The following is a 17,977-nucleotide window of genomic DNA, read 5'->3' as shown; positions in this document are numbered from 1 at the left end:
GAGATGACCGGGCCGACGGATCGTCCGCAACGGTGGAATCGGTTGCTGGAGCTGCTCGCCGAATCCGGGCGGCTCTCGGTGGAGGAGGCCGCCGATCGGCTCGGCGTATCCGCCGCTACGGTGCGCCGGGACTTCACCGCGCTCGCCGAACAACAGCTGGCCACCAGGACGCACGGCGGCGTGGTGGCGACCACGGTGGCCTACGACCTGCCCGCGCGGTACCGGCAGAGTGCGGGCGAGGCCAAGCAGCGCATCGCCGAACACGCGGCGTCCCTGGTGGATCCGCACGCGGTGGTGGGGATGAACGGCGGCACCACCACCACGGCGGTGGCCAGGGCGCTGGCCGGGCGCACGGATCTCGGGTCGGCCGGGGACGAGCGGCTGACCCTCGTGACCAACGCGCTGAACATCGCGGGGGAGATGGTGCTGCGCCCGCACATGCGCACGATTGTCCTCGGCGGGGTGGCCCGGCGGGAGTCCTACGAATTGCACGGGCCGCTGGCCGAACGGGCGCTGGCCGAATTGCGGCTCGACGAACTCGTGCTCGGCGTGAACGCGATCTCCGTCGCGGGCGGCGCCCAGTGCAGGCATATCGACGAGGCCGGGGTGACCACCGAGATGGTGCGGCGTTCCGGCCGGGTGATGGTGGTGGCCACCGGCGAAAAGCTCGAGCGCACCGCGCTGGCCCGCATCTGCGGCATCGAGCAGGTGCAGGTGCTGGTCACCGACACCGACGCGAATCCGGCGGCGGTGGAGACGATCCGCGCGGCGGGCGTGCGGGTCGACGTGGTGTAGGCGGATCTAGTTCGCGGTGGCCGGTGCCCGCGGCCGCGAAACCTCGACGGCGGGGCGGATGCCGCGCCGCCAGACCAGGAACCCCCAGGCCACGAAGCCCGCGTAGACCAGATACAGGGCGGCCGACGGGTAGTAGCCCGCCCGCACCAGCAGCGGAATGCCGACCAGGTCCACCGCGATCCAGATCAACCAGAATTCGGCCAGCCCCCGGGCCATGCCGTAGGTGGCGAGCACCGAGCCGGTGAAGATCCACGCCTCGGCCCACGGACCGTACGAATCCAGCCACGCGAAGAGCTGCGCGAACACCGCCGTGCCTGCGAGCATCGCCGCCACCAGGGCGACCCGCTCGCGCCCGCCCGCCCAGCGCGGGTCGACGCCGCGGTGCTCCAGTCCGGTCTCGCGCGCCGCGTGCCGGTGCCAGCTCCACCAGCCGTAGACGCTGACCGCGACGAACATCAGCTGACGTCCGGCCTGCCCGGCCATATTCAGTTGCTGCGGGGTGTGGAAAACCCCGCCAACGAACACGGTGAACAGCAGTGCGTTCCCGGCGATGCCGACCGGCCAGGCCCACACCCGCCGCCGCATGCCGCCGATCGCGGAGGCCAAGCCGAAGCCGTTGCCGATCACTTCGCGCCAGAGGATCTCCGAGCCCGCGATGTGCAGCTTGGCGTCGAGCAGCGTGGGGATCGGGTTCACCTGTCGTGTAACCCGCGGCGGGGCGTATCTCATCCGATCGGCTCGGCCCGATTCGAAATCCACCCCACGCGGTCGGTGCGGACCGTAACGATTGCGCAATCCGGCGACGCGATTCGCAATGTCCGTGCAATGAGGTGCTCTTATCGTGGCCGTCATGAGCACGGAGAGCGGTACCGCCGGGGGGACCGGAATTCATCTCAGCGGATTGACCAAGACCTTCCGGGTCGGGCGGAAAACCGTGCAGGCGTTGGCGAGTGTCGATCTGCACACCGAGCAGGGCACATTCCTGTCGCTGCTCGGCCCGTCCGGCTGCGGCAAGTCGACGGTGCTACGCATCCTCGCCGGCCTGGAGGCGCCGACCGCGGGCACGGCGTTGATCGATGGCATGACGCCCGCGCAACTGCGCGGCAGGCACGGGCTCGGCATCGCGTTCCAGGATTCGGCGCTGCTGCCGTGGCGGTCGGTGGCCTCGAATATCGCGCTGCCGTTGCAGGTCGCGGGGATCAAGCCGGAGCAGGGGCAGATCGATGACCTGATCCGCCTGGTCGGACTGGACGGCTTCGAGAAGGCCAAACCCGCGCAGCTCTCGGGCGGTATGCGCCAACGCGTCTCGATCGCGCGGGCGCTGGTGGTGAAGCCGACCGTGCTGCTGCTGGACGAACCGTTCGGGGCGCTCGACGACATGACCAGGCAGCGGCTCAATCTGGAGTTGCTGCGGATCTGGACCGAGAAGCCCGCGACGACCCTGATGGTCACCCACGGCATCGCGGAAGCGGTGTTCCTGTCCGATGTGGTGGCCGTGCTGAGCCCGCGGCCGGGGCGGGTGCTCGAGCTGGTCGAGATCGATCTGCCGCGCCCCCGGCTGCCGGAGATGATGCGAACACCGGAGTTCCACAAGCTGCACGACTATCTGTCGGAGCTGCTGTTCGGGAAGTCGGGAAAGGGAGGAGTCGCGTGAACGCACCGCAACCGCTCGCGCGCCGCATCCGTCGAACGGGCGGTGCGGCATGAAGCGCTTCGCAGGCGTGCTCGGCGTACTCGGACTGGTCGCGGTGTGGTGGGCTCTCGCCGCGTTCGAGGTCGCGGGCGGCACCATACCCAGCCCCTGGCAGGTGCTGCACACCATGTACACCGACGGATGGGACCTCTACGGCCCCAATTTCCGGATCACCGCGCTCGGCGCGCTGCAGGGATTCGTCTGGGGCAACGGCCTGGCCATCGCGCTGGCCGTCCTGATCGTGCTGGTCCCGCCGATCGAGTCGCTGGCCACCCAGCTGGCGATCCTGAGCTACTGCACGCCGCTGCTCGCGCTGGGCCCGATCATCCTGGTGGTCTTCGGCGGACGCACCCCGACGGTGTTCCTCGCCGCGATGTACTGCTTCTTCACCACGATGGTCGGCACCGTCGCCGGGTTGCGCTCGGCCGACCGGACCAGCCTGGACCTGGTGCGCGCCTACGGGGGCGGGCGCTGGCAGCAGCTGTACCGGGTGCAGGCGATCTCGGCGCTGCCGAGCACGTTCGCGGCGTTGAAGATCGCCGCGCCGTCGGCCGTGCTCGGCGCGATCATCGGCGAGTACCTCGGCGGCGTGGACAGCGGAATCGGGGTGGCGCTGACCGCGGCGCAGACCTCCTACAACGTGCCACGCACCTGGGGGATGGCGCTGGCCGCCGCGGCGCTGGCCGGACTCGGCTACGCGCTGGTGGCGCTGGCCGCCCGGCTGGCCGCGCCCTGGACCGGGCGGGAGGCGCGATGAACCTGCTGCGACGGATCGGGATCTTCCTGTTCCCGCTGGGCACCTCGCTGCTGCTGATGCTGGCGATCTGGTACGTCTTCCTCAGGGCGTTCCCGCAGGTCGGTCCGCGGGTCGGCAAGACACCCGGCGATATCTGGACCTACTTGGTGACCGCGCCCAACGCCGCCACCGCGCGGCAGGCGATCCTGGACGACTTGCAGATCACGTTGCGCGACGCGGCCATCGGGTTCGGTGCGGGGATGCTCGCCGCGCTGGTGGTCGCGGCGCTGTTCGTGTCGTTCGCCGCGGTGGAGCAGACCTTTCTCCCGGTGGCGATGCTGCTGCGCTCCGTGCCGCTGGTGGCGCTCACGCCGATCATCGTGCTGGTGTTCGGCCGTGGCCTCGCCGGGGTCGCGGTGCTCGCCGCGATCGTGGTGTTCTTCCCCGCCTTGGTCATGATCACGGCGGGGTTGCGCGCCGCACCGCGACAGGCGCTGGAGCTGGTGGCCGCGTACGGCGGTTCCCGCTGGACCGGGTTGCGCATGGTGGCCGTGCCCGCGGCGCTGCCTTCGGTGTTCGCCGCGGCGCGGATCTCGGTGCCGGGCGCACTGATCGGCGCGTTGCTGGGGGAGTGGCTCGGCAGCGGCACCGGTCTGGGCGCAGGCCTGATCCGGGCGATCCCGACGTTCCAGTACAGCAAGTTGTGGGCCTCGATCGTCATCGTCACGCTGGTCTCGGTGGTGCTCTACGCGATCGTCGGCGTCATCGAGAACCTCGTGCTCGCGAGGTTCGGACCGGAAGCGGGACGACTCTGACCGAACGACCCCGCCCGGCGAAGTACAGGCGAATTCTCGCTCGGAACGCCAAAGTAAAGAAAATGAAACGCGCTGCACCTAGATTCGGCCCATGACACCCGCGCAACGCTCCACGTTCGGGCACCTGAACCGACGCTCGTTTCTCCGATACTCCGCGTTCGCCGGCGCCGCGCTCGGCGGTGCGGGGGCGCTGGCCGCCTGCGGCGGGAATTCCGGCGGCTCGTCGAACGGCACCACCGAGGACGGCTCGAAATACGGCAGCGTCGCGGTGCAGCTGTCCTGGCTGAAGAACATCGAATTCGCGGGCGAATACTTCGCCGACTCGAAAGGCTATTTCAAGGAAGCCGGTTTCGGCTCGGTCGACCTCGTCGCGGGCGGCGCGGCCAGCACGTCGGTGGAGGCCGGATTGGACACCGGGAAGGTGTGGCTGGGACTGTCCGCGCCGCAGACCACCGCACCGGCGATCCTGGAGGGGCTGCCCGCCAAGATCGTCGCCACCACCTATCAGAAGAATCCGTTCGCGATCGTGTCCGCCGCCGCGAAACCGCTCGAGTCGCCTCAGGACATGAAGGGCCGCAAGATCGGTGTGCAGGACACCAACCAGCTGATCTTCAACGCGCTGCTCACCGCCAACGGGCTGAAGCCCGGCGATGTCACCGTCGTACCCGCGCAATACGATCCGACCCCGCTGGCCAACGGTGAGGTCGACGGGTGGGTCAGCTACGTGACCAATGAGCCGATCACGCTGGCGGCGAAGGGCTTCCAGAACACGCACTTCTTGTTCGCGGACTTCGATCTACCGCTGGTCGCGGAGACGCTCACGGTCGCGCAGTCCACCATCGACAAGGAGCGCGACAAGCTGAAGGCTTTCCTGGCCGCCGAGATCAAGGGCTGGAAGGACGCGGTGGCCGACCCGGCCGAATCGGCCCGGCTCGCAGTCGAGGTGTACGGCAAGGATCAGAAGCTCGATCCCGCCGAGCAGACGAAGGAGGCGAGCGCTCAGAACGAGCTGGTGGTCTCGGCGGACACGGCCGCCAATGGTCTGCTCTCCATGACCGACGCGCTGATCGAGCAGAATATCGCCGCGCTGCGCGCCGCGAAGATAGATATCAAGGCCGCCCAACTGTTCGACCTGTCCGTACTGCGCGAAGTGTATGCCGAGAACCCCGGCTTGAAATGATCAGATGCCCACAGCGGTCCTCGACGGGATAGGGAACTCGCCGCTGTACGGGTCGGCCGCTCGCACCGGTTGGGCGGCGCGGGCGGCCAGCAGTTCGGCGGCGATCGCCACGGCCATCTCGGGGGCGGTGCGCGCGCCGATGTCCAATCCGGCGGGCGAGTGCAGCCGTGCGAGCGTCTCCGCGCCGAAACCGCCCGCTTGCAGATCCTCGATCCGCCGGATGTGCACCTGGCGGGAGCCCATCGCGCCGAGATACCCGAGCTCGGGTAGTCGTAGCGCTACGGTGAGCAGCGGGATGTCGAACGTGGGATCGTGCGATAGCACGACTATGGCTGTGCTGCTGTCGATCTCGCCGGCCGCGGACAACGTGTTGAGATAGCGGTGCGGCCAGTCGACCACCACTTCGGCGCCGGGGAACGATTCCGGCGTAGCGAAATTGGATCGCGAGTCGCAGATCGTCACCCGGTAACCGAGCAACCCGGCCTGCACGGTGAGCGCGGCGGCGAAGGAATTGGCGCCGAAGATGAGCAGGCGCGGCGGCGGGGCGAACGAGGAGACGAAGACGTCCGAATCCGGTAGCGCGACCAGTTCGGTGGCGTGTTTCTTGTCGGTGATCAGGTGCTGGCCGATAAGGTCGGAATCGGAGTTCCAGACCACCGTGAAGACGGTGACCCTGCGGTGCGCCGCGATCTCGGCGGCGACATCCGGGAACTCCGGGAAGTGTCTTCGCGAGAACGGCTCGGTGAAGACGTCCATCATCGCCTCGCCGTTCCCGCCCGCCTCCAGGCCGCCGGCCACGCCGAAGCGGTGCATCGCGCGACGGCCGGTGCGCGCCGCCTGGAGTACCGCCTCGTACGCGATCTCCTCCAGCCCGCCCGCGGCCACCGACCCGTAGACGCCTCCGTCGGGACCGACCAGCATCGCCGAGCCCACCGGTAACGGGGCGGCGCCCACGGTGCGCACGATGGTGCCGAGTCCGCCGGTCCGGCCCGAGTGCCACACCCGCAACAGGTCGTCGACGATGTCCCGCATCAGCTAGCTCCGATCACCGTGCGGTCGTGGCCGGGAAGTCACGATCGACGCCCGTCGCCAAATCGTCGCACGTGACGCACACCATATCTTTTCTGCCGGTCAAATAGGTGCGGGCGCCGGAATCTCCTGCTGCCGACCCACAAACCGCATTCCAGTGCTTGTGGGCTATAACAACGGGGTGCCCCGGTGTGTCGTGGAACACAGCGCGAGCCAGCCCGCTGGGAGACGCCAGCGCGGCGGCGAGCACCCGGGCGACCACGTCGGCGCCGACATCGGGGGTGTCCACCGGCATGATCGCGGCGTAGCGCGCGGGCGTGCCCGCCGCGGCGATCAGGCCCGCCCGCAGCGATGCGCTCATACCGGTGGCCCAGTCCGCGGCCCACACGTGCCGCGCGCCCGGCGGCAGATCGACGATTCGCGGTGTCGGGCCGGTCGCGCCGAGCACCACGATCACCGGGTCGCAGCCACCGTCGCGCAGCGCGGTGACGGTCGCTCGCAGCCAGGCGCCGTCCTCGGCGAGCACCTTGGGTTTTCCGTAGCGGGTGCCCGCGCCCGCGGCGAGCACGACGCCGGCGCAGGGCGCGACGGCGGGACGATCAGGGTCGGCCATGGCTGAAACGGTAATACCGCGCGGTCTGCGCCGCACGAGGTGAAGGCGGTGCCGGGACGCGCTTCCGCGAGCGACACGCCGAAGGTGATCCATCCCTTTCCGGTGGCGGCTCACCGGGTCGTATCCGATGCTGGTCCGATGACGGATCGGCGACCCGGGATCGCGACGTTCGACGCGCTGTCCGGCGACGCGGCCTACCGGGCGGTGCTCGGCTGCTGCTCGTCGCCGGGCTTCGCGCGGTCGCTGGTCGCGGGCCGTCCGTACCGCAGCGTCGAGGCGCTGCTCGACGCGGCGGACGAGGTGCTGGCCGGGCTGCCGGAGTCCGAACTCGACCTGGCCTTGGCGGGGCATCCGAGGATCGGGGAGCGGCCGCGTTCCGCGGCTTCGGCGCGGGAGCAGGCCGGGGTGGCGGGAGCCGCCGACGCGGTGCGCGCGGCGCTCGCCGAGGGCAACCGCGCTTACGAGGAACGGTTCGGGCACATCTATCTGGTGTGCGCGAGCGGAAGGTCGGGCGAGGAGTTGCTCGCGCTGCTCACCGCCCGGCTGTGCAATGATCCCGAGACCGAAAGGCGAGTCGTGCGAACAGAATTGGGCAAGATCAATCGGATCCGGCTGCGCGCGCTGCTGGCGGAGCGGTCGTGAGTGGGCGTAGCGAGCGAAGGGTCGGAACGGCCACGTTCGTGGTCATGGCACAGCCGAGCGCCCGCGGGACGCGGTCATGAGCACGCTGAGCACACACGTGCTGGACGCGGTGCGCGGCGCACCCGCCGCGGGCGTCACCGTGACGTTGCATCAGGAGGACCGGCAGCTCGATTCGGGCGAAACGGATGTCGACGGACGGATCGGGGCACTGGGCGAAGCGCTCGAACCCGGAACCTATCGGCTGGTGTTCGATACCGGCGCCTACTTCGCGCGGCGGGAGGTCGAAACCTTCTATCCCGAGGTGAGCATCGCGTTCGCCGTGACCGAGGAGCGGCACTATCACGTCCCATTGTTGTTGTCGCCCTTCGCGTTTTCCACCTATCGAGGGAGCTGAGCCGAGCATGGAACTGACCGGGCCGATCGTGCTGACCGACCACCGATACGGCAAGGCGGAGAACCGGATCGTCCGGATCCACCGGCAGACCGCACGTCATGAGATCCGCGATGTGAACGTGTCCACGGTGCTGCGCGGCGACTTCGCCGACGCGTACATCGCGGGCGACCAGGCGAAGGTGCTGCCCACCGACTCACAGAAGCAGACCGCCTACGCCTTCGCGAAGCAGCCGGGACTGCGGGCCATCGAGGACTACGCGCTCGCGCTGGCCGATCATTTCGTCGCCGAGATCGAACCGGTGCGCAGCGCGCGCGTCGAGGTCGACGAATACGCCTGGCAGCGCGTCTCGGTCGGCGGCGTGGAGCACGACCACACCTGGGTGCGGCAAGGCCCCGAAGTGCGCACCGCGGCGGTCACCGTGGCCGGAAGCGGCGACGAGCGGCGGGCCTGGGTGGTGGGCGGGGTGAAGGACCTGACCATCCTGAAGTCGACCGGGTCGGAGTTCGCGGACTTCCTGACCGACGAGTTCACCGTGCTCGCGCCGACGCACGATCGGATGCTGGCCACCGCACTGGTCGCCGAGTGGCGGTTCGCCGACAGTGCGGGCGTCGACTGGGACGAGGTCTACACCGGCGTGCGGGCGCGGTTGGTGGAGACTTTCGCGACACTGCACTCGAAGGCCATGCAACAGACGCTGTTCGAGATGGGCAAGGCCGCGCTGACCGCGTACCCGGTGCTGGCCGAGATCCGGCTCGCGGCGCCGAACAAGCATCACTTCGACTACGACCTGGGCCGCTTCGGCATCGAGAACCGCGGCGAGGTGTACCACGCCGACGACCGGCCCTACGGGCTGATCCACGCCAACGTGGCGCGCGCCGACGCGCCGGAAGCGGGGCCCGCGTGGACCAGGTGACCGTCATCGCGGACTGCGCCGTCGCGACGGTCGACGCGCTCGGCACCGAGCACGCCCGCGGCCACGTCGTCGTGCGCGGCAACCGGATCGACGCGGTCGGCGCGGGGGACGCGCCGGAAATCCCGGATGCTCGGCGCATCGACGGGCGCGGCTGCCTGCTGACCCCCGGGCTGGTGAACACTCACCACCACCTCTATCAATGGATCACCCGCGGCCTGGCCACCGACCACACGCTGTTCGAATGGCTGACCACGCTCTACCCCGTCTGGGCTGGTATCGACGAGGACGCGGTGCGTGTGGCGGCCACGGGTGCGCTCGCGGCCCTCGCGCGCACCGGATGCACCACCACCACCGATCACCACTACGTGTTCCCGCGCGACGGCGGTGACCCGCTCGCGGCCGAGATCGCCGCGGCGGCGCGGGTGGGCCTGCGGTTCCATCCCTGTCGCGGCTCGATGGACCTAGGGGTGAGCGCGGGCGGGTTGCCGCCCGACCACTTGGTGGAGAGCCTGGACGACATCCTCACCGCGAGCGCGGCGGCCATCGCCCGCTGGCACGACCCGTCATTCGATGCCATGCTGCGGATCGCGCTGGCGCCGTGCTCGCCGTTCTCGGTCACGGCGGACCTGCTGCGCGAATCGGCGGCGCTGGCCCGCGCCACCGGCGTCCGGCTGCACACCCACCTCGCCGAGACCCTCGACGAACAGGATTACTGCGCCGAGACTTTCGGCTGCACGCCCGCGCAGTACATGGAGCGGCTCGGCTGGTTCGGTTCGGATGTCTGGTACGCGCACGGCGTCCACCTCGACGACGACGCGATCGGCGCCATGGCGGCGACCGGCACCGGCGTGGCGCATTGCCCCACGTCGAACGCGCGGCTCGGCGCGGGCGTCGCCCGCACCGCCGACCTGGTGCGCGCGGGCGTCCCGGTGGGTCTCGGCGTCGACGGGGCGGCGAGCAACGAGGCCGGTTCGATGATCGAGGAGCCGCGCCACGCGTTGCTGTGGGCGCGCAACCGGGGCGGCCCGCGTGCGATGACCGTGCGCACCGCACTGGAACTGGCCACCATGGGCGGCGCGCGAGTGCTGGGCCGGGCCGCCGAGATCGGCTCGATCGAGGTGGGCAAGCTGGCGGACCTGGCGCTGTGGCGCCTGGACATGGCCGCGCACGCCGGAATCGAGGATCCGGTGACCACGCTGGTGCTCGGCTCGGCCCCGCCGCTGGTCGCGCTGCTGGTGAACGGACGCCAAGTGGTGCGCGACGGCGAGGTGCGCACGGTGGACACGGAGGTGGTCGCGGGCGAGGTGGCACGGGCGCAGGCGGCGTTGGTCGCGAAAGCGGGGTGATCGCTGCGCGGATGTGGGCGAGGTGTCGTGCCTGGTCAGGCGGGACGAGCAATACTGAACCAGGGTCGGCTCCGGCGGCCGTCGAGGCGGGTGGAGCTGTGGTGTCGTGGACGGCGCGCCCGCTCGGCAGGGGTGGTTCCCGGCCGCGGGTGGCCGTCGTGCGGCGAGGTAACGGCCGCGCAATCTGGCGGGCGTCGCAGGCAATATGGCGGCAACCGACTGGCTCTACGGTGACGGAGAGGCAGGAACGAGGTGAGACGTGGACCTGGACACGATCCGCGAGGTGGTGATCGCCCGCGAGCGGGAAGACCTGGCCGTGCTCGGCGCTTCGACCGCGGTGCTCGCCGGAGGGACGTTCCTGTTCTCCGAGCCGCAGGATCAGCTGGTGCGCCTGGTCGATATCACCGGCCTGGGCTGGCCCGCGTTCGAGATCGGGGACGACGGACTGGAGATCGCCGCGACCTGCACCCTGGCCGAGTTCGCCGGGGCCGCGCCGGGACGTGAGCTGGGGATGCCGGTGTTGCACGACCCGTGGCCGGGAACCGCGCTGTTCGCCCGCTCCTGCCGGGCGCTGCTGGCCTCGCACAAGATCTGGCGCACCGCCACCGTCGGGGGAAACGTCTGCCTCGCGTTGCCCGCGGGCGCGGTGCTCGGCGCGCTGGTCGCACTGGACGGGACGGCGGTGGTGTGGACGACGGACGGCACCGATCGGTGTATCCCGTTGCGCGAGTTCGTCCTCGGTCCGGGACGCACGGTGCTGCGGTCCGGTGAGGTGCTGCGCTCGATCCGCCTGCCGCGGTCGAGTCTGCTGGCCCGCACCGGCTTCCGGAAGATCGCGCTCGCTCCGCTCGGCCGGTCCGGCGCCGTGGTGATGGGGCGGCGGGAGCGGGACGGCCGCAGCGCGGTCACCATCACCGCCGCCACCACCAGGCCCGTCGTCCTGGATTTCGCCGCACCGCCCACCGACGGTGCGATACGCGACGCGCTGGGCACGATCGATCCAGCGCTGTGGTTCGACGATCCGCACGGTTCGCCGGAGTGGCGCGGGCACGTCGCGGGGGTGCTCGCCCGCGAGGTCGCCGCGGAATTGCGGGAAGACTGATGCGGTTCGAGGTGGACGGCAGGACCGTCGACATCACGGCGCGGCCGGGCCAGTGCCTGCGGACGGTGCTGCGCGAGAGCGGCGCCCGCGCGGTGAAGAAGGGGTGTGACACCGGCGATTGCGGGGCCTGCTCGGTGCTCGTCGACGGAATGACGGTGCACTCCTGCGTCTTTCCCGCCTATCGCGCCGCCGGACGGTCCGTCACCACCGCCGCCGGGCTCGGAACGCCGGAGCACCCGCACCCCGTGCAGCGCCGGTTCGTCGACAACGCCGCGTTCCAATGTGGTTTCTGCACCGCGGGCATGGTGGTCACGGCCGCGGGGCTCGGGTGCGGGGACGACGAGCGGAACGCCGTGCCGGGCGACGAACTCGCCGAATTGCTGAAGGGAAATCTCTGCCGCTGCACGGGCTACCGCGCCATCCGCGCCGCGCTGGGCGAGCCGCTCGATCCCGGCGACTCTACTTCCTTCGCCTCCGATCGAACCGCGACGACCACCGCGGGCGCTGGAGCCGGAGTCGGCGCGCCGGCCGGGCCGCGCATCGTCTCCGGGAGTGAGCCGTTCACGCTGGATCTGCCGCAACTCGGCTCCCCGGCGGAGGACCGGCCGCGGACGAGCGATGCCGCCACCGCGCCGCCGACCGCCCCGCTGCACATCGCCGTGTCGACCAGCCCGTATTCCCACGCGCGCATCCGCTCGATCGACACCGCCGCCGCCGAGGCACTGCCGGGTGTGCACGCGGTATTGACGTATGCCGACGCACCGGATGTGCCGTTCTCGACCGCGCGGCACGAACTGCGTACCGACGATCCCGACGACACCTACGTGCTCGACCGGACCGTCCGGTTCGTGGGGCAGCGGGTGGCCGCGGTGGTGGCCGACAGCGTCGCGATCGCCCGGGAGGCCTGCCGTCTGCTGGAGGTCGACTACGAGGTCCTGCCCGCGGTGTTCGATCCGCGCGACGCGCTGCGCGCCGAGGCGCCGAAACTGCACGGGGACAAACCGGCTTCGGCCCGGATCGCCGATCCCGGCCGCAACCTCGTCGCCGAACTGCACGGCGAGGTGGGCGACGTCGCGGCGGGACTGGCCGCCGCGGCCCACGTCGTGCGCGGCGTCTGGCATTCCCCGCGTGGGCAGCACGTGCACCTGGAGACGCACGGCGGGGTCGGCTGGCTGGATGACGCCGGGCGGCTCGTCATCCGGTGCAGCACTCAGGTCCCGTTCCTGGTCCGGGACGAACTGTGCCGCTTGTTCGGGCTTTCGCCCGCGCGGGTGCGGGTGTTCGCGGCCAGGGTCGGCGGCGGATTCGGCGCGAAACAGGAAATGCTGGCCGAGGACCTGATCGCGCTGGCCGTGCTGCGGACCGGCAGGCCGGTGCAGTACGAGTTCACCCGCGCCGACGAGTTCACCTCGGCGACCTGCCGCCACCCGATGCGAGTCGAGGTGACGGCCGGTGCCGACGCCGGCGGCGTGCTCACCGCCTTGGCCGTCGACGTGCTCGCCGACACCGGCGCCTACGGCAATCACAGCGGCGGGGTGATGTATCACGGCGTCGGCGAGTCGGTGGAGCTGTACCGCTGCGCCAACAAACGGGTCGACGCGCGAGCGGTGTACACCAACAATGTCCCTTCCGGCGCGTTCCGCGGTTACGGTCTCGGCCAGGTGATCTTCGCGGTGGAGTCGGCGTTGGACGAGCTCGCGCACGCGCTCGGCATGGACCCGTTCGAACTGCGCCGCCGCAACGTGGTGGTGCCCGGCGACCCGTTCGTCGGCGCCGCGGTGAACGAGAGCGACCTCATGTTCGGCAGCTACGGTCTGGACCAGTGCCTCGACCTCGCCGAACGGGCGCTGCTGCGCGGCAACGACGTGCACGCGCCCGGCCCCCAGTGGCGGGTGGGCACCGGCATGGCCGCCGCGATGATCGCGACCGTCCCGCCCCGAGGCCACCGGTCGACGGCGACGGCCTCGCTGCTGCCCGACGGCCGCTACGAGATCCGGGTCGGCACGGCGGAATTCGGCAACGGCACCACGACGGTGCACGCGCAGCTCGCGGCCACCGCGCTGGACACCGAGGTCACCCGCATCGTGATCCGGCAGGCCGACACCGATCTGGTGGAGTACGACACCGGCGCGTTCGGCTCCACCGGCATCGTGGTCGCGGGCAAGGCCGTGCACGAGGCGGCGTGCGCGTTGCGCGGGCTAATGCTGGCCAGGGCGGTCGAACTGACGGGGGTTCCGGAGCGGGACTGCGTACTCGGCACCGGCGGCGTGCGCTGCGCGGACCGGCTGCTCACCGCGGCCGAACTGCTGACCGGCGGCGATCTCACCGCGCGCGCCGAGCACGGGGGCAGCCCACGGTCGGTGAGTTTCAACGTGCACGCCTTCCGCGTCGCCGTGCACCCCGGCACCGGAGCGGTACGGATCCTCCAGTCGATCCAGGCCGCCGACGCGGGCACCGTGCTCAATCCGGTGCAGTGCCGTGGGCAGGTCGAGGGCGGCGCGGCGCAGGCCGTCGGCACGGCGCTGTACGAGGACATGCGCAGTGCGGACGGAGTGGTGGGCGCCCAGACCCTGCGGCACTACCACGTGCCGCAATTCGCCGACGTGCCGCGCACGGAGGTCTACTTCGCCCGGACTTCCGACGCGCTCGGCCCGCTGGGCGCCAAGTCGATGAGTGAGTCGCCGTACAACCCGGTCGCCCCCGCGCTGTCCAACGCGATCCGCGATGCGGTCGGTGTGCGGCTGTACCGGCTGCCGATGACCGCGGACCGGGTATGGGCCGCGCTGCGGGAGAGGGGATCACGATGACGAAGGTGCCGGAGAACGTACGCGGGCGGATCGAGTCGATGCTCGACGCGGTCGATGCCGACCTGCGTCGCAGGTATCCCGGATCGAACGGCCGCTCGCAACCGATCCACACCGTGTACGTCCCGGCCGACCGGGTCGCCGAGGAGACGCCCGGGGAGTGGGGCGCGGCCGCGGTCGGGCTGCTCGACCGGCACCACGATCTGCTGGCCACGCTCGACGCGACCGGCTCGCTGCCCGACGTACGCAAACGACTGGAAGCGGACCCGGTCCAGGATCTGCGCATCGACTTCGAGGACGGCTACGGCCTGCGCGCCGACGCCGAGGAGGACCGCGCGGCCACGGCGGCGGGTGCGGTGCTCGCGGCCTGGGCGCGGCGCTCCGGAGGCCCGGCGAACAGCGGCATCCGGATGAAGGGCTTGGGCGGCGGCGAGCGTCGTCGTGCGCTGCGCACGCTGGATCTCGTGCTGGAGGGCGTGGGGGGTGTGCCCGCGGGCTTCGTCTTCACGGTGCCGAAAATTCGCGCGGTGCAGCAGGTTTCGGCATTGGTGCAGCTCTGTGTCGGGCTGGAGCGCGCGTACGGCATCGCCGAGGGCAGCCTGCGTTTCGAACTACAGATCGAGAGCCCGCAGGCGATCCTGGCGGCAGATGGCACCGCCCCCGTGGCCGCCATGCTCACCCTCTCCGAAGGTCGTTGCACCGCATTGCACTTCGGTACCTACGACTACACCGCGGCACTCGGCGTCGCCGCGCCGGACCAAGCGCTCGACCACCCGGCCGCCGATTACGCCAAGGCGGTCATGCAGGTCGCGGCCGCGCAGACCGGGGCGTGGGTGTGCGACGGTTCCACCCAGGTCGTGCCCGACGCCGACCCGGAGGCCGCGCTGCGCAACCATCACCGCCTGGTCGCCCGGTCGTTGCGGCGGGGGTACTACCAAGGCTGGGACATGCATCCGGGCCACCTGGTCACACGCTGGCTGGCCACCTACGACTTCTTCCGCCAGGCGATCGATGTCGCGGTGCCGCGCCTGCGCGACTATCTGGCCCGGCGCGGCGGCGACGTCGTCGACGAGCCCGCCACCGCGGAAGCGCTGGCCGCCACCGTGCTGCGCGGCATCGAGTGCGGCGCTCGCCCGGACGCGGGGGCCGCGGAGCTCACCGAGACGGTCCTGCGCGCGCTGGCGGCCCGCGCGCCGATCCCGACGGAGGCGACGTGATCGGCCATCCGAACGGTGCGGTCCCGAAAGACACAGGAGATGCGATGCGGGGCGACGACGAAGAGATCACGCTGTTGCCGGATCTGGCGGTCCGGCCGCTCGGCGGCTCGGTGATCTGGGCGAACGACGAGTTCTTCGCCGAGAAGGAAAATCTGATCAGCCCCGGTCCCGCGCAGTACCGGCCGTCCAGCTTCGGCCACAAAGGCCAGATCTACGACGGCTGGGAGACCCGCAGGCACCGCGGTCGGCCCGGCGACGACTCCGCGATCGTGCGGCTCGGCGTGCCGGGCGTGATCCGCGGGATCGTGGTGGACACGGCGTGGTTCAAGGGCAACTACCCACCCGCCGTCTCGGTGTCGGCGCTGGAGATCGAGGACTACCCGCCCGCGGAGACCATCGCCGCGCGGGATGATTGGGTGCTGCTGGTCGATCGCTCTCCGGTGGCGGGCGACAGCCGCAACCTGTTCGCGGTCGACAACGAGAAACGCTGGACGCACGTGCGACTCACCATGCATCCCGACGGCGGCGTGGCCAGGCTGCGGGTGCACGGCGAGGGGCGGCCCGATCCGCGCCTGCTCGGACTCGGCCCGCTGGATCTGGCCGCGCTGGAGAACGGCGCGCTGGTGCTGGACTGCTCCAACCGCTTCTACAGCTCGCCCAACCAGTTGCTGTACCCCGGCCGGGCCCGGTCCATGGGCGAGGGCTGGGAGACCGCCCGCCGCCGGGACGACGGCAACGACTGGGTGCGCATCCGCCTGGCCGGACCGGGACTGATCCGGCTCGCCGAACTCGACACCTCCTACTTCCTGGGCAACAGCCCGGGCGCTGCCCGGCTCACCGGCCGCACCAACGACGGCACCGAGTTGGAGTTGTTGCCACGCACCGCATTGCAACCCGACACCAGGCACCGGTTCCCGATCGCGCCGATGGCCGCGTCCGTGGAAGAGGTGCGCCTGGACATCTACCCGGACGGCGGGCTGGCACGGCTGCGCCTGTACGGCGAGCTCGGCGCATGAGCGTGCGGAAGTCGATACCGCGCGTCACGCCCGCGGGTGCCGAGCGTCGTCCGGGCGCGGTCGCGAGGCTGGGCCGAGGCCCGGCGGCGGAGCGTCGCAAGGGCGCGGTCGTTAGCGGCCCGGCGCGAAGGCGCGAGCCGAGCGTCGACGAGGCGCAGTCGTGAGCGAGCAGGACCGAGGGCGGCGGAGCGTGACAGGCGCGGGCGAGAGGGATTTCGTAGGTTACGGCCCGAATCCGCCGGACCCGCGATGGCCGGGCGCGGCGCGGATCGCGGTCCAATTCGTGCTCAACTACGAAGAGGGCGGGGAGAACAACGTCCTCGATGGTGACGAACACTCCGAGACGTTCCTATCGGAGATGACGCCCGCCGAAGCGTTCCCGAACCGTCATATGAGCATGGAGTCGCTCTACGAATACGGCTCCCGCGCCGGGCTGTGGCGGGTGTTGCGCGTCTTCGAACGGCGCGGGCTGCCACTGACGATCTTCGCGGTCGCCCGCGCCGCGCAACGCAATCCGGAAGCGGTGGCGGCCTTCCGGGAACTGGGCCACGAGATCGCCTGCCATGGTCTGCGCTGGAAGTCCTATCAGCTCACCGATCGCGACACCGAACGGGCGCAGATGGCCGAGGCGGTGCGCGTCCTGACCGACCTGACCGGCGCGGCGCCGCTGGGCTGGTACACCGGCCGCGATTCGCCGCACACCAGGCAATTGGTCGTCGAGCACGGCGGTTTCCGCTACGACGCGGACTCCTACGCCGACGACCTGCCCTATTGGGTGCGCGTACACGGCCGCGACCACTTGGTGGTGCCCTACACGCTGGACACCAACGACATGCGCTTCGCCTCACCCGCGGGTTTCCCCACCGGCGAGCAGTTCTTCGCCCACGTACGCGACGCCTTCGACGTCCTGTACCGCGAAGGCGCCGAGGGTAGCCCGAAAATGCTCTCCATCGGCCTGCACTGCCGCCTCATCGGCCGCCCCGCCCGCACCGCCGCCCTCGAACGCCTACTCGACCACATCCAGTCCAACGACCAGGTCTGGATCACCCGCCGCATCGACATCGCCGACCACTGGCACGCGACCCACCCCCCACCCGCCTCCCCCTGACGCGATCGTTCACCGCGACGAAGCGGCACATGGCTGTGGCGAAACGCGAGGGGCTCTCGCTGATGTGCCAGTCAGGCGAGAGGGCGAGGTTCGCGGGGGCGTAGGTGGCGGGTGAGGGTCGCGAGTGCGTCGAGCACCTCGCGCACGGCGGCCGGGTCGTCGTCGGCCAGCGCTGCTGCCACCGCGTCGTCCACGGGTGTCGCTCGCACTTCGGCGACTCGTGGTGAAGCCTCCGGGGCCGCGCGGACCAGGGTGCGTCGGCGGTCGCGTGGGTCGACAGCGGAGATGATCGAGCCGGCCTCTTTGAGGCGGGCCACCGCGGTGGACACCGCGCTCTGGGGAAGACCGGTGCGGTTGGCGATCTCGCCGACGGTGCTGTCGGGGTGTTCGAGGATGTCGCTCGACACGACGAGCACGGGGCGGTGGCCACCGCCGAGTCCCGCTGTCGGCAAGGCGTCCTCGCCGATCTTCATCAGCGTCCGGCCCAAGAGGAACAGTTCTACTCCGTCCACAGGGGAACAATACATCAATAAAGATGCATCACTATTGATGCATCAAACCTGATGGATTACGC

At 70.6% G+C, this 17,977-nt stretch carries 18 protein-coding genes; 14 read left to right on the top strand and 4 right to left on the bottom strand.

Annotated features, from left to right (window positions below; genetic code table 11):
- Positions 1–3: 3 nt before the first annotated feature.
- The gene (locus ABZ803_RS09365) at positions 4–795 is read left to right on the top strand and encodes a DeoR/GlpR family DNA-binding transcription regulator (RefSeq protein WP_040870550.1); all 792 of its coding nucleotides are present in this window, start codon (positions 4–6) and stop codon (positions 793–795) included.
- A 6-nt stretch (positions 796–801) separates the two neighbouring features.
- Here the strand turns inward: ABZ803_RS09365 and ABZ803_RS09360 are convergent, their stop codons facing one another.
- On the bottom strand, positions 802–1,491 hold the full coding sequence (locus ABZ803_RS09360; RefSeq protein ID WP_357034623.1) for a nicotinamide mononucleotide transporter family protein: 690 nt from the start codon (positions 1,489–1,491) through the stop codon (positions 802–804).
- A 154-nt stretch (positions 1,492–1,645) separates the two neighbouring features.
- Here ABZ803_RS09360 and ABZ803_RS09355 point away from each other — a divergent pair, with 154 nt between their 5' ends.
- The 4 genes from ABZ803_RS09355 to ABZ803_RS09340 all read left to right on the top strand — a co-directional run bounded on the left by ABZ803_RS09355 (position 1,646) and on the right by ABZ803_RS09340 (position 5,219).
- Entirely contained in the window at positions 1,646–2,449 is an 804-nt protein-coding gene (locus ABZ803_RS09355; protein WP_040870849.1) for an ABC transporter ATP-binding protein, read from the top strand.
- A gap of 49 nt (positions 2,450–2,498) precedes the next feature.
- Entirely contained in the window at positions 2,499–3,245 is a 747-nt protein-coding gene (locus tag ABZ803_RS09350) for an ABC transporter permease subunit (protein ID WP_040870547.1), read from the top strand.
- Complete coding sequence (locus ABZ803_RS09345; protein WP_062968361.1) at positions 3,242–4,039, top strand: ABC transporter permease subunit; 798 nt, start codon at positions 3,242–3,244, stop codon at positions 4,037–4,039. The genes ABZ803_RS09350 and ABZ803_RS09345 overlap by 4 nt, the downstream gene beginning before the upstream one ends.
- Before the next feature lie 91 nt (positions 4,040–4,130).
- Positions 4,131–5,219, top strand: coding sequence for an ABC transporter substrate-binding protein (locus ABZ803_RS09340; RefSeq protein ID WP_357034620.1), 1,089 nt, complete (start codon positions 4,131–4,133; stop codon positions 5,217–5,219).
- On the opposite strand, the gene ABZ803_RS09335 is transcribed toward ABZ803_RS09340, so the two are convergent.
- Positions 5,220–6,251 (bottom strand): XdhC family protein, encoded by a 1,032-nt coding sequence (locus tag ABZ803_RS09335; protein WP_357034618.1) that lies wholly within the window; start codon positions 6,249–6,251, stop codon positions 5,220–5,222. It abuts the gene before it with no gap.
- A 13-nt stretch (positions 6,252–6,264) separates the two neighbouring features.
- Positions 6,265–6,861, bottom strand: coding sequence for a nucleotidyltransferase family protein (locus ABZ803_RS09330; protein WP_357034616.1), 597 nt, complete (start codon positions 6,859–6,861; stop codon positions 6,265–6,267).
- A 138-nt stretch (positions 6,862–6,999) separates the two neighbouring features.
- On the opposite strand from ABZ803_RS09330, the gene uraD reads away from it, so the two are divergent.
- From uraD to puuE, 9 genes are all read left to right on the top strand, one after another.
- Complete coding sequence (gene uraD / locus ABZ803_RS09325) at positions 7,000–7,503, top strand: 2-oxo-4-hydroxy-4-carboxy-5-ureidoimidazoline decarboxylase (RefSeq protein WP_357034614.1); 504 nt, start codon at positions 7,000–7,002, stop codon at positions 7,501–7,503.
- 76 nt (positions 7,504–7,579) lie between these two features.
- Positions 7,580–7,897: a hydroxyisourate hydrolase gene (gene uraH, locus ABZ803_RS09320; RefSeq protein ID WP_357034612.1), complete on the top strand. Its 318-nt coding sequence runs from the start codon at positions 7,580–7,582 to the stop codon at positions 7,895–7,897.
- 7 nt (positions 7,898–7,904) lie between these two features.
- Positions 7,905–8,810, top strand: coding sequence for a factor-independent urate hydroxylase (gene pucL, locus ABZ803_RS09315; RefSeq protein ID WP_357034610.1), 906 nt, complete (start codon positions 7,905–7,907; stop codon positions 8,808–8,810).
- Positions 8,798–10,156 (top strand): 8-oxoguanine deaminase, encoded by a 1,359-nt coding sequence (locus ABZ803_RS09310; protein ID WP_357034608.1) that lies wholly within the window; start codon positions 8,798–8,800, stop codon positions 10,154–10,156. The genes pucL and ABZ803_RS09310 overlap by 13 nt, the downstream gene beginning before the upstream one ends.
- 259 nt (positions 10,157–10,415) lie before the next feature.
- The gene (locus ABZ803_RS09305) at positions 10,416–11,258 is read left to right on the top strand and encodes an FAD binding domain-containing protein (protein ID WP_357034606.1); all 843 of its coding nucleotides are present in this window, start codon (positions 10,416–10,418) and stop codon (positions 11,256–11,258) included.
- Positions 11,258–14,065, top strand: coding sequence for a molybdopterin cofactor-binding domain-containing protein (locus ABZ803_RS09300; RefSeq protein ID WP_357034604.1), 2,808 nt, complete (start codon positions 11,258–11,260; stop codon positions 14,063–14,065). The genes ABZ803_RS09305 and ABZ803_RS09300 overlap by 1 nt, the downstream gene beginning before the upstream one ends.
- The gene (locus tag ABZ803_RS09295; RefSeq protein ID WP_357035409.1) at positions 14,056–15,279 is read left to right on the top strand and encodes an aldolase/citrate lyase family protein; all 1,224 of its coding nucleotides are present in this window, start codon (positions 14,056–14,058) and stop codon (positions 15,277–15,279) included. The genes ABZ803_RS09300 and ABZ803_RS09295 overlap by 10 nt, the downstream gene beginning before the upstream one ends.
- 44 nt (positions 15,280–15,323) lie before the next feature.
- Positions 15,324–16,295 (top strand): allantoicase, encoded by a 972-nt coding sequence (gene alc, locus ABZ803_RS09290; protein ID WP_357034602.1) that lies wholly within the window; start codon positions 15,324–15,326, stop codon positions 16,293–16,295.
- A 190-nt stretch (positions 16,296–16,485) separates the two neighbouring features.
- A complete protein-coding gene (gene puuE, locus ABZ803_RS09285) occupies positions 16,486–17,403 on the top strand; it encodes an allantoinase PuuE (RefSeq protein WP_357035406.1) in 918 nt (305 codons plus the stop codon).
- Positions 17,404–17,474: 71 nt separating this feature from the next.
- Here puuE and ABZ803_RS09280 read toward each other — a convergent pair whose 3' ends face one another.
- Positions 17,475–17,915 (bottom strand): helix-turn-helix domain-containing protein, encoded by a 441-nt coding sequence (locus tag ABZ803_RS09280; RefSeq protein ID WP_357034600.1) that lies wholly within the window; start codon positions 17,913–17,915, stop codon positions 17,475–17,477.
- Positions 17,916–17,977: the final 62 nt, after the last annotated feature.

Origin of the sequence: Nocardia sp. NPDC047648 (assembly GCF_040642815.1) — a bacterium.
GTDB lineage: Bacteria > Actinomycetota > Actinomycetes > Mycobacteriales > Mycobacteriaceae > Nocardia > Nocardia gamkensis.
The sequence above is the reverse complement of the archived record's forward strand: the minus strand, read 5'-3'. Positions and strand labels throughout refer to the sequence as shown.

What these genes read in the sequence shown, in the direction of transcription:
- ABZ803_RS09355 (WP_040870849.1), top strand. Translation starts at nt 1,646, where the DNA reads ATGAGCACGGAGAGCGGTACCGCCGGGGGGACCGGAATTCATCTCAGC.
- uraH (WP_357034612.1), top strand. Translation starts at nt 7,580, where the DNA reads ATGAGCACGCTGAGCACACACGTGCTGGACGCGGTGCGCGGCGCACCC.
- ABZ803_RS09345 (WP_062968361.1), top strand. Translation starts at nt 3,242, where the DNA reads ATGAACCTGCTGCGACGGATCGGGATCTTCCTGTTCCCGCTGGGCACC.
- ABZ803_RS09365 (WP_040870550.1), top strand. Translation starts at nt 4, where the DNA reads ATGACCGGGCCGACGGATCGTCCGCAACGGTGGAATCGGTTGCTGGAG.
- ABZ803_RS09335 (WP_357034618.1), bottom strand. Translation starts at nt 6,251, where the DNA reads ATGCGGGACATCGTCGACGACCTGTTGCGGGTGTGGCACTCGGGCCGG.
- alc (WP_357034602.1), top strand. Translation starts at nt 15,324, where the DNA reads ATGCGGGGCGACGACGAAGAGATCACGCTGTTGCCGGATCTGGCGGTC.
- ABZ803_RS09340 (WP_357034620.1), top strand. Translation starts at nt 4,131, where the DNA reads ATGACACCCGCGCAACGCTCCACGTTCGGGCACCTGAACCGACGCTCG.
- pucL (WP_357034610.1), top strand. Translation starts at nt 7,905, where the DNA reads ATGGAACTGACCGGGCCGATCGTGCTGACCGACCACCGATACGGCAAG.
- ABZ803_RS09330 (WP_357034616.1), bottom strand. Translation starts at nt 6,861, where the DNA reads ATGGCCGACCCTGATCGTCCCGCCGTCGCGCCCTGCGCCGGCGTCGTG.
- ABZ803_RS09300 (WP_357034604.1), top strand. Translation starts at nt 11,258, where the DNA reads ATGCGGTTCGAGGTGGACGGCAGGACCGTCGACATCACGGCGCGGCCG.
- ABZ803_RS09350 (WP_040870547.1), top strand. Translation starts at nt 2,499, where the DNA reads ATGAAGCGCTTCGCAGGCGTGCTCGGCGTACTCGGACTGGTCGCGGTG.
- uraD (WP_357034614.1), top strand. Translation starts at nt 7,000, where the DNA reads ATGACGGATCGGCGACCCGGGATCGCGACGTTCGACGCGCTGTCCGGC.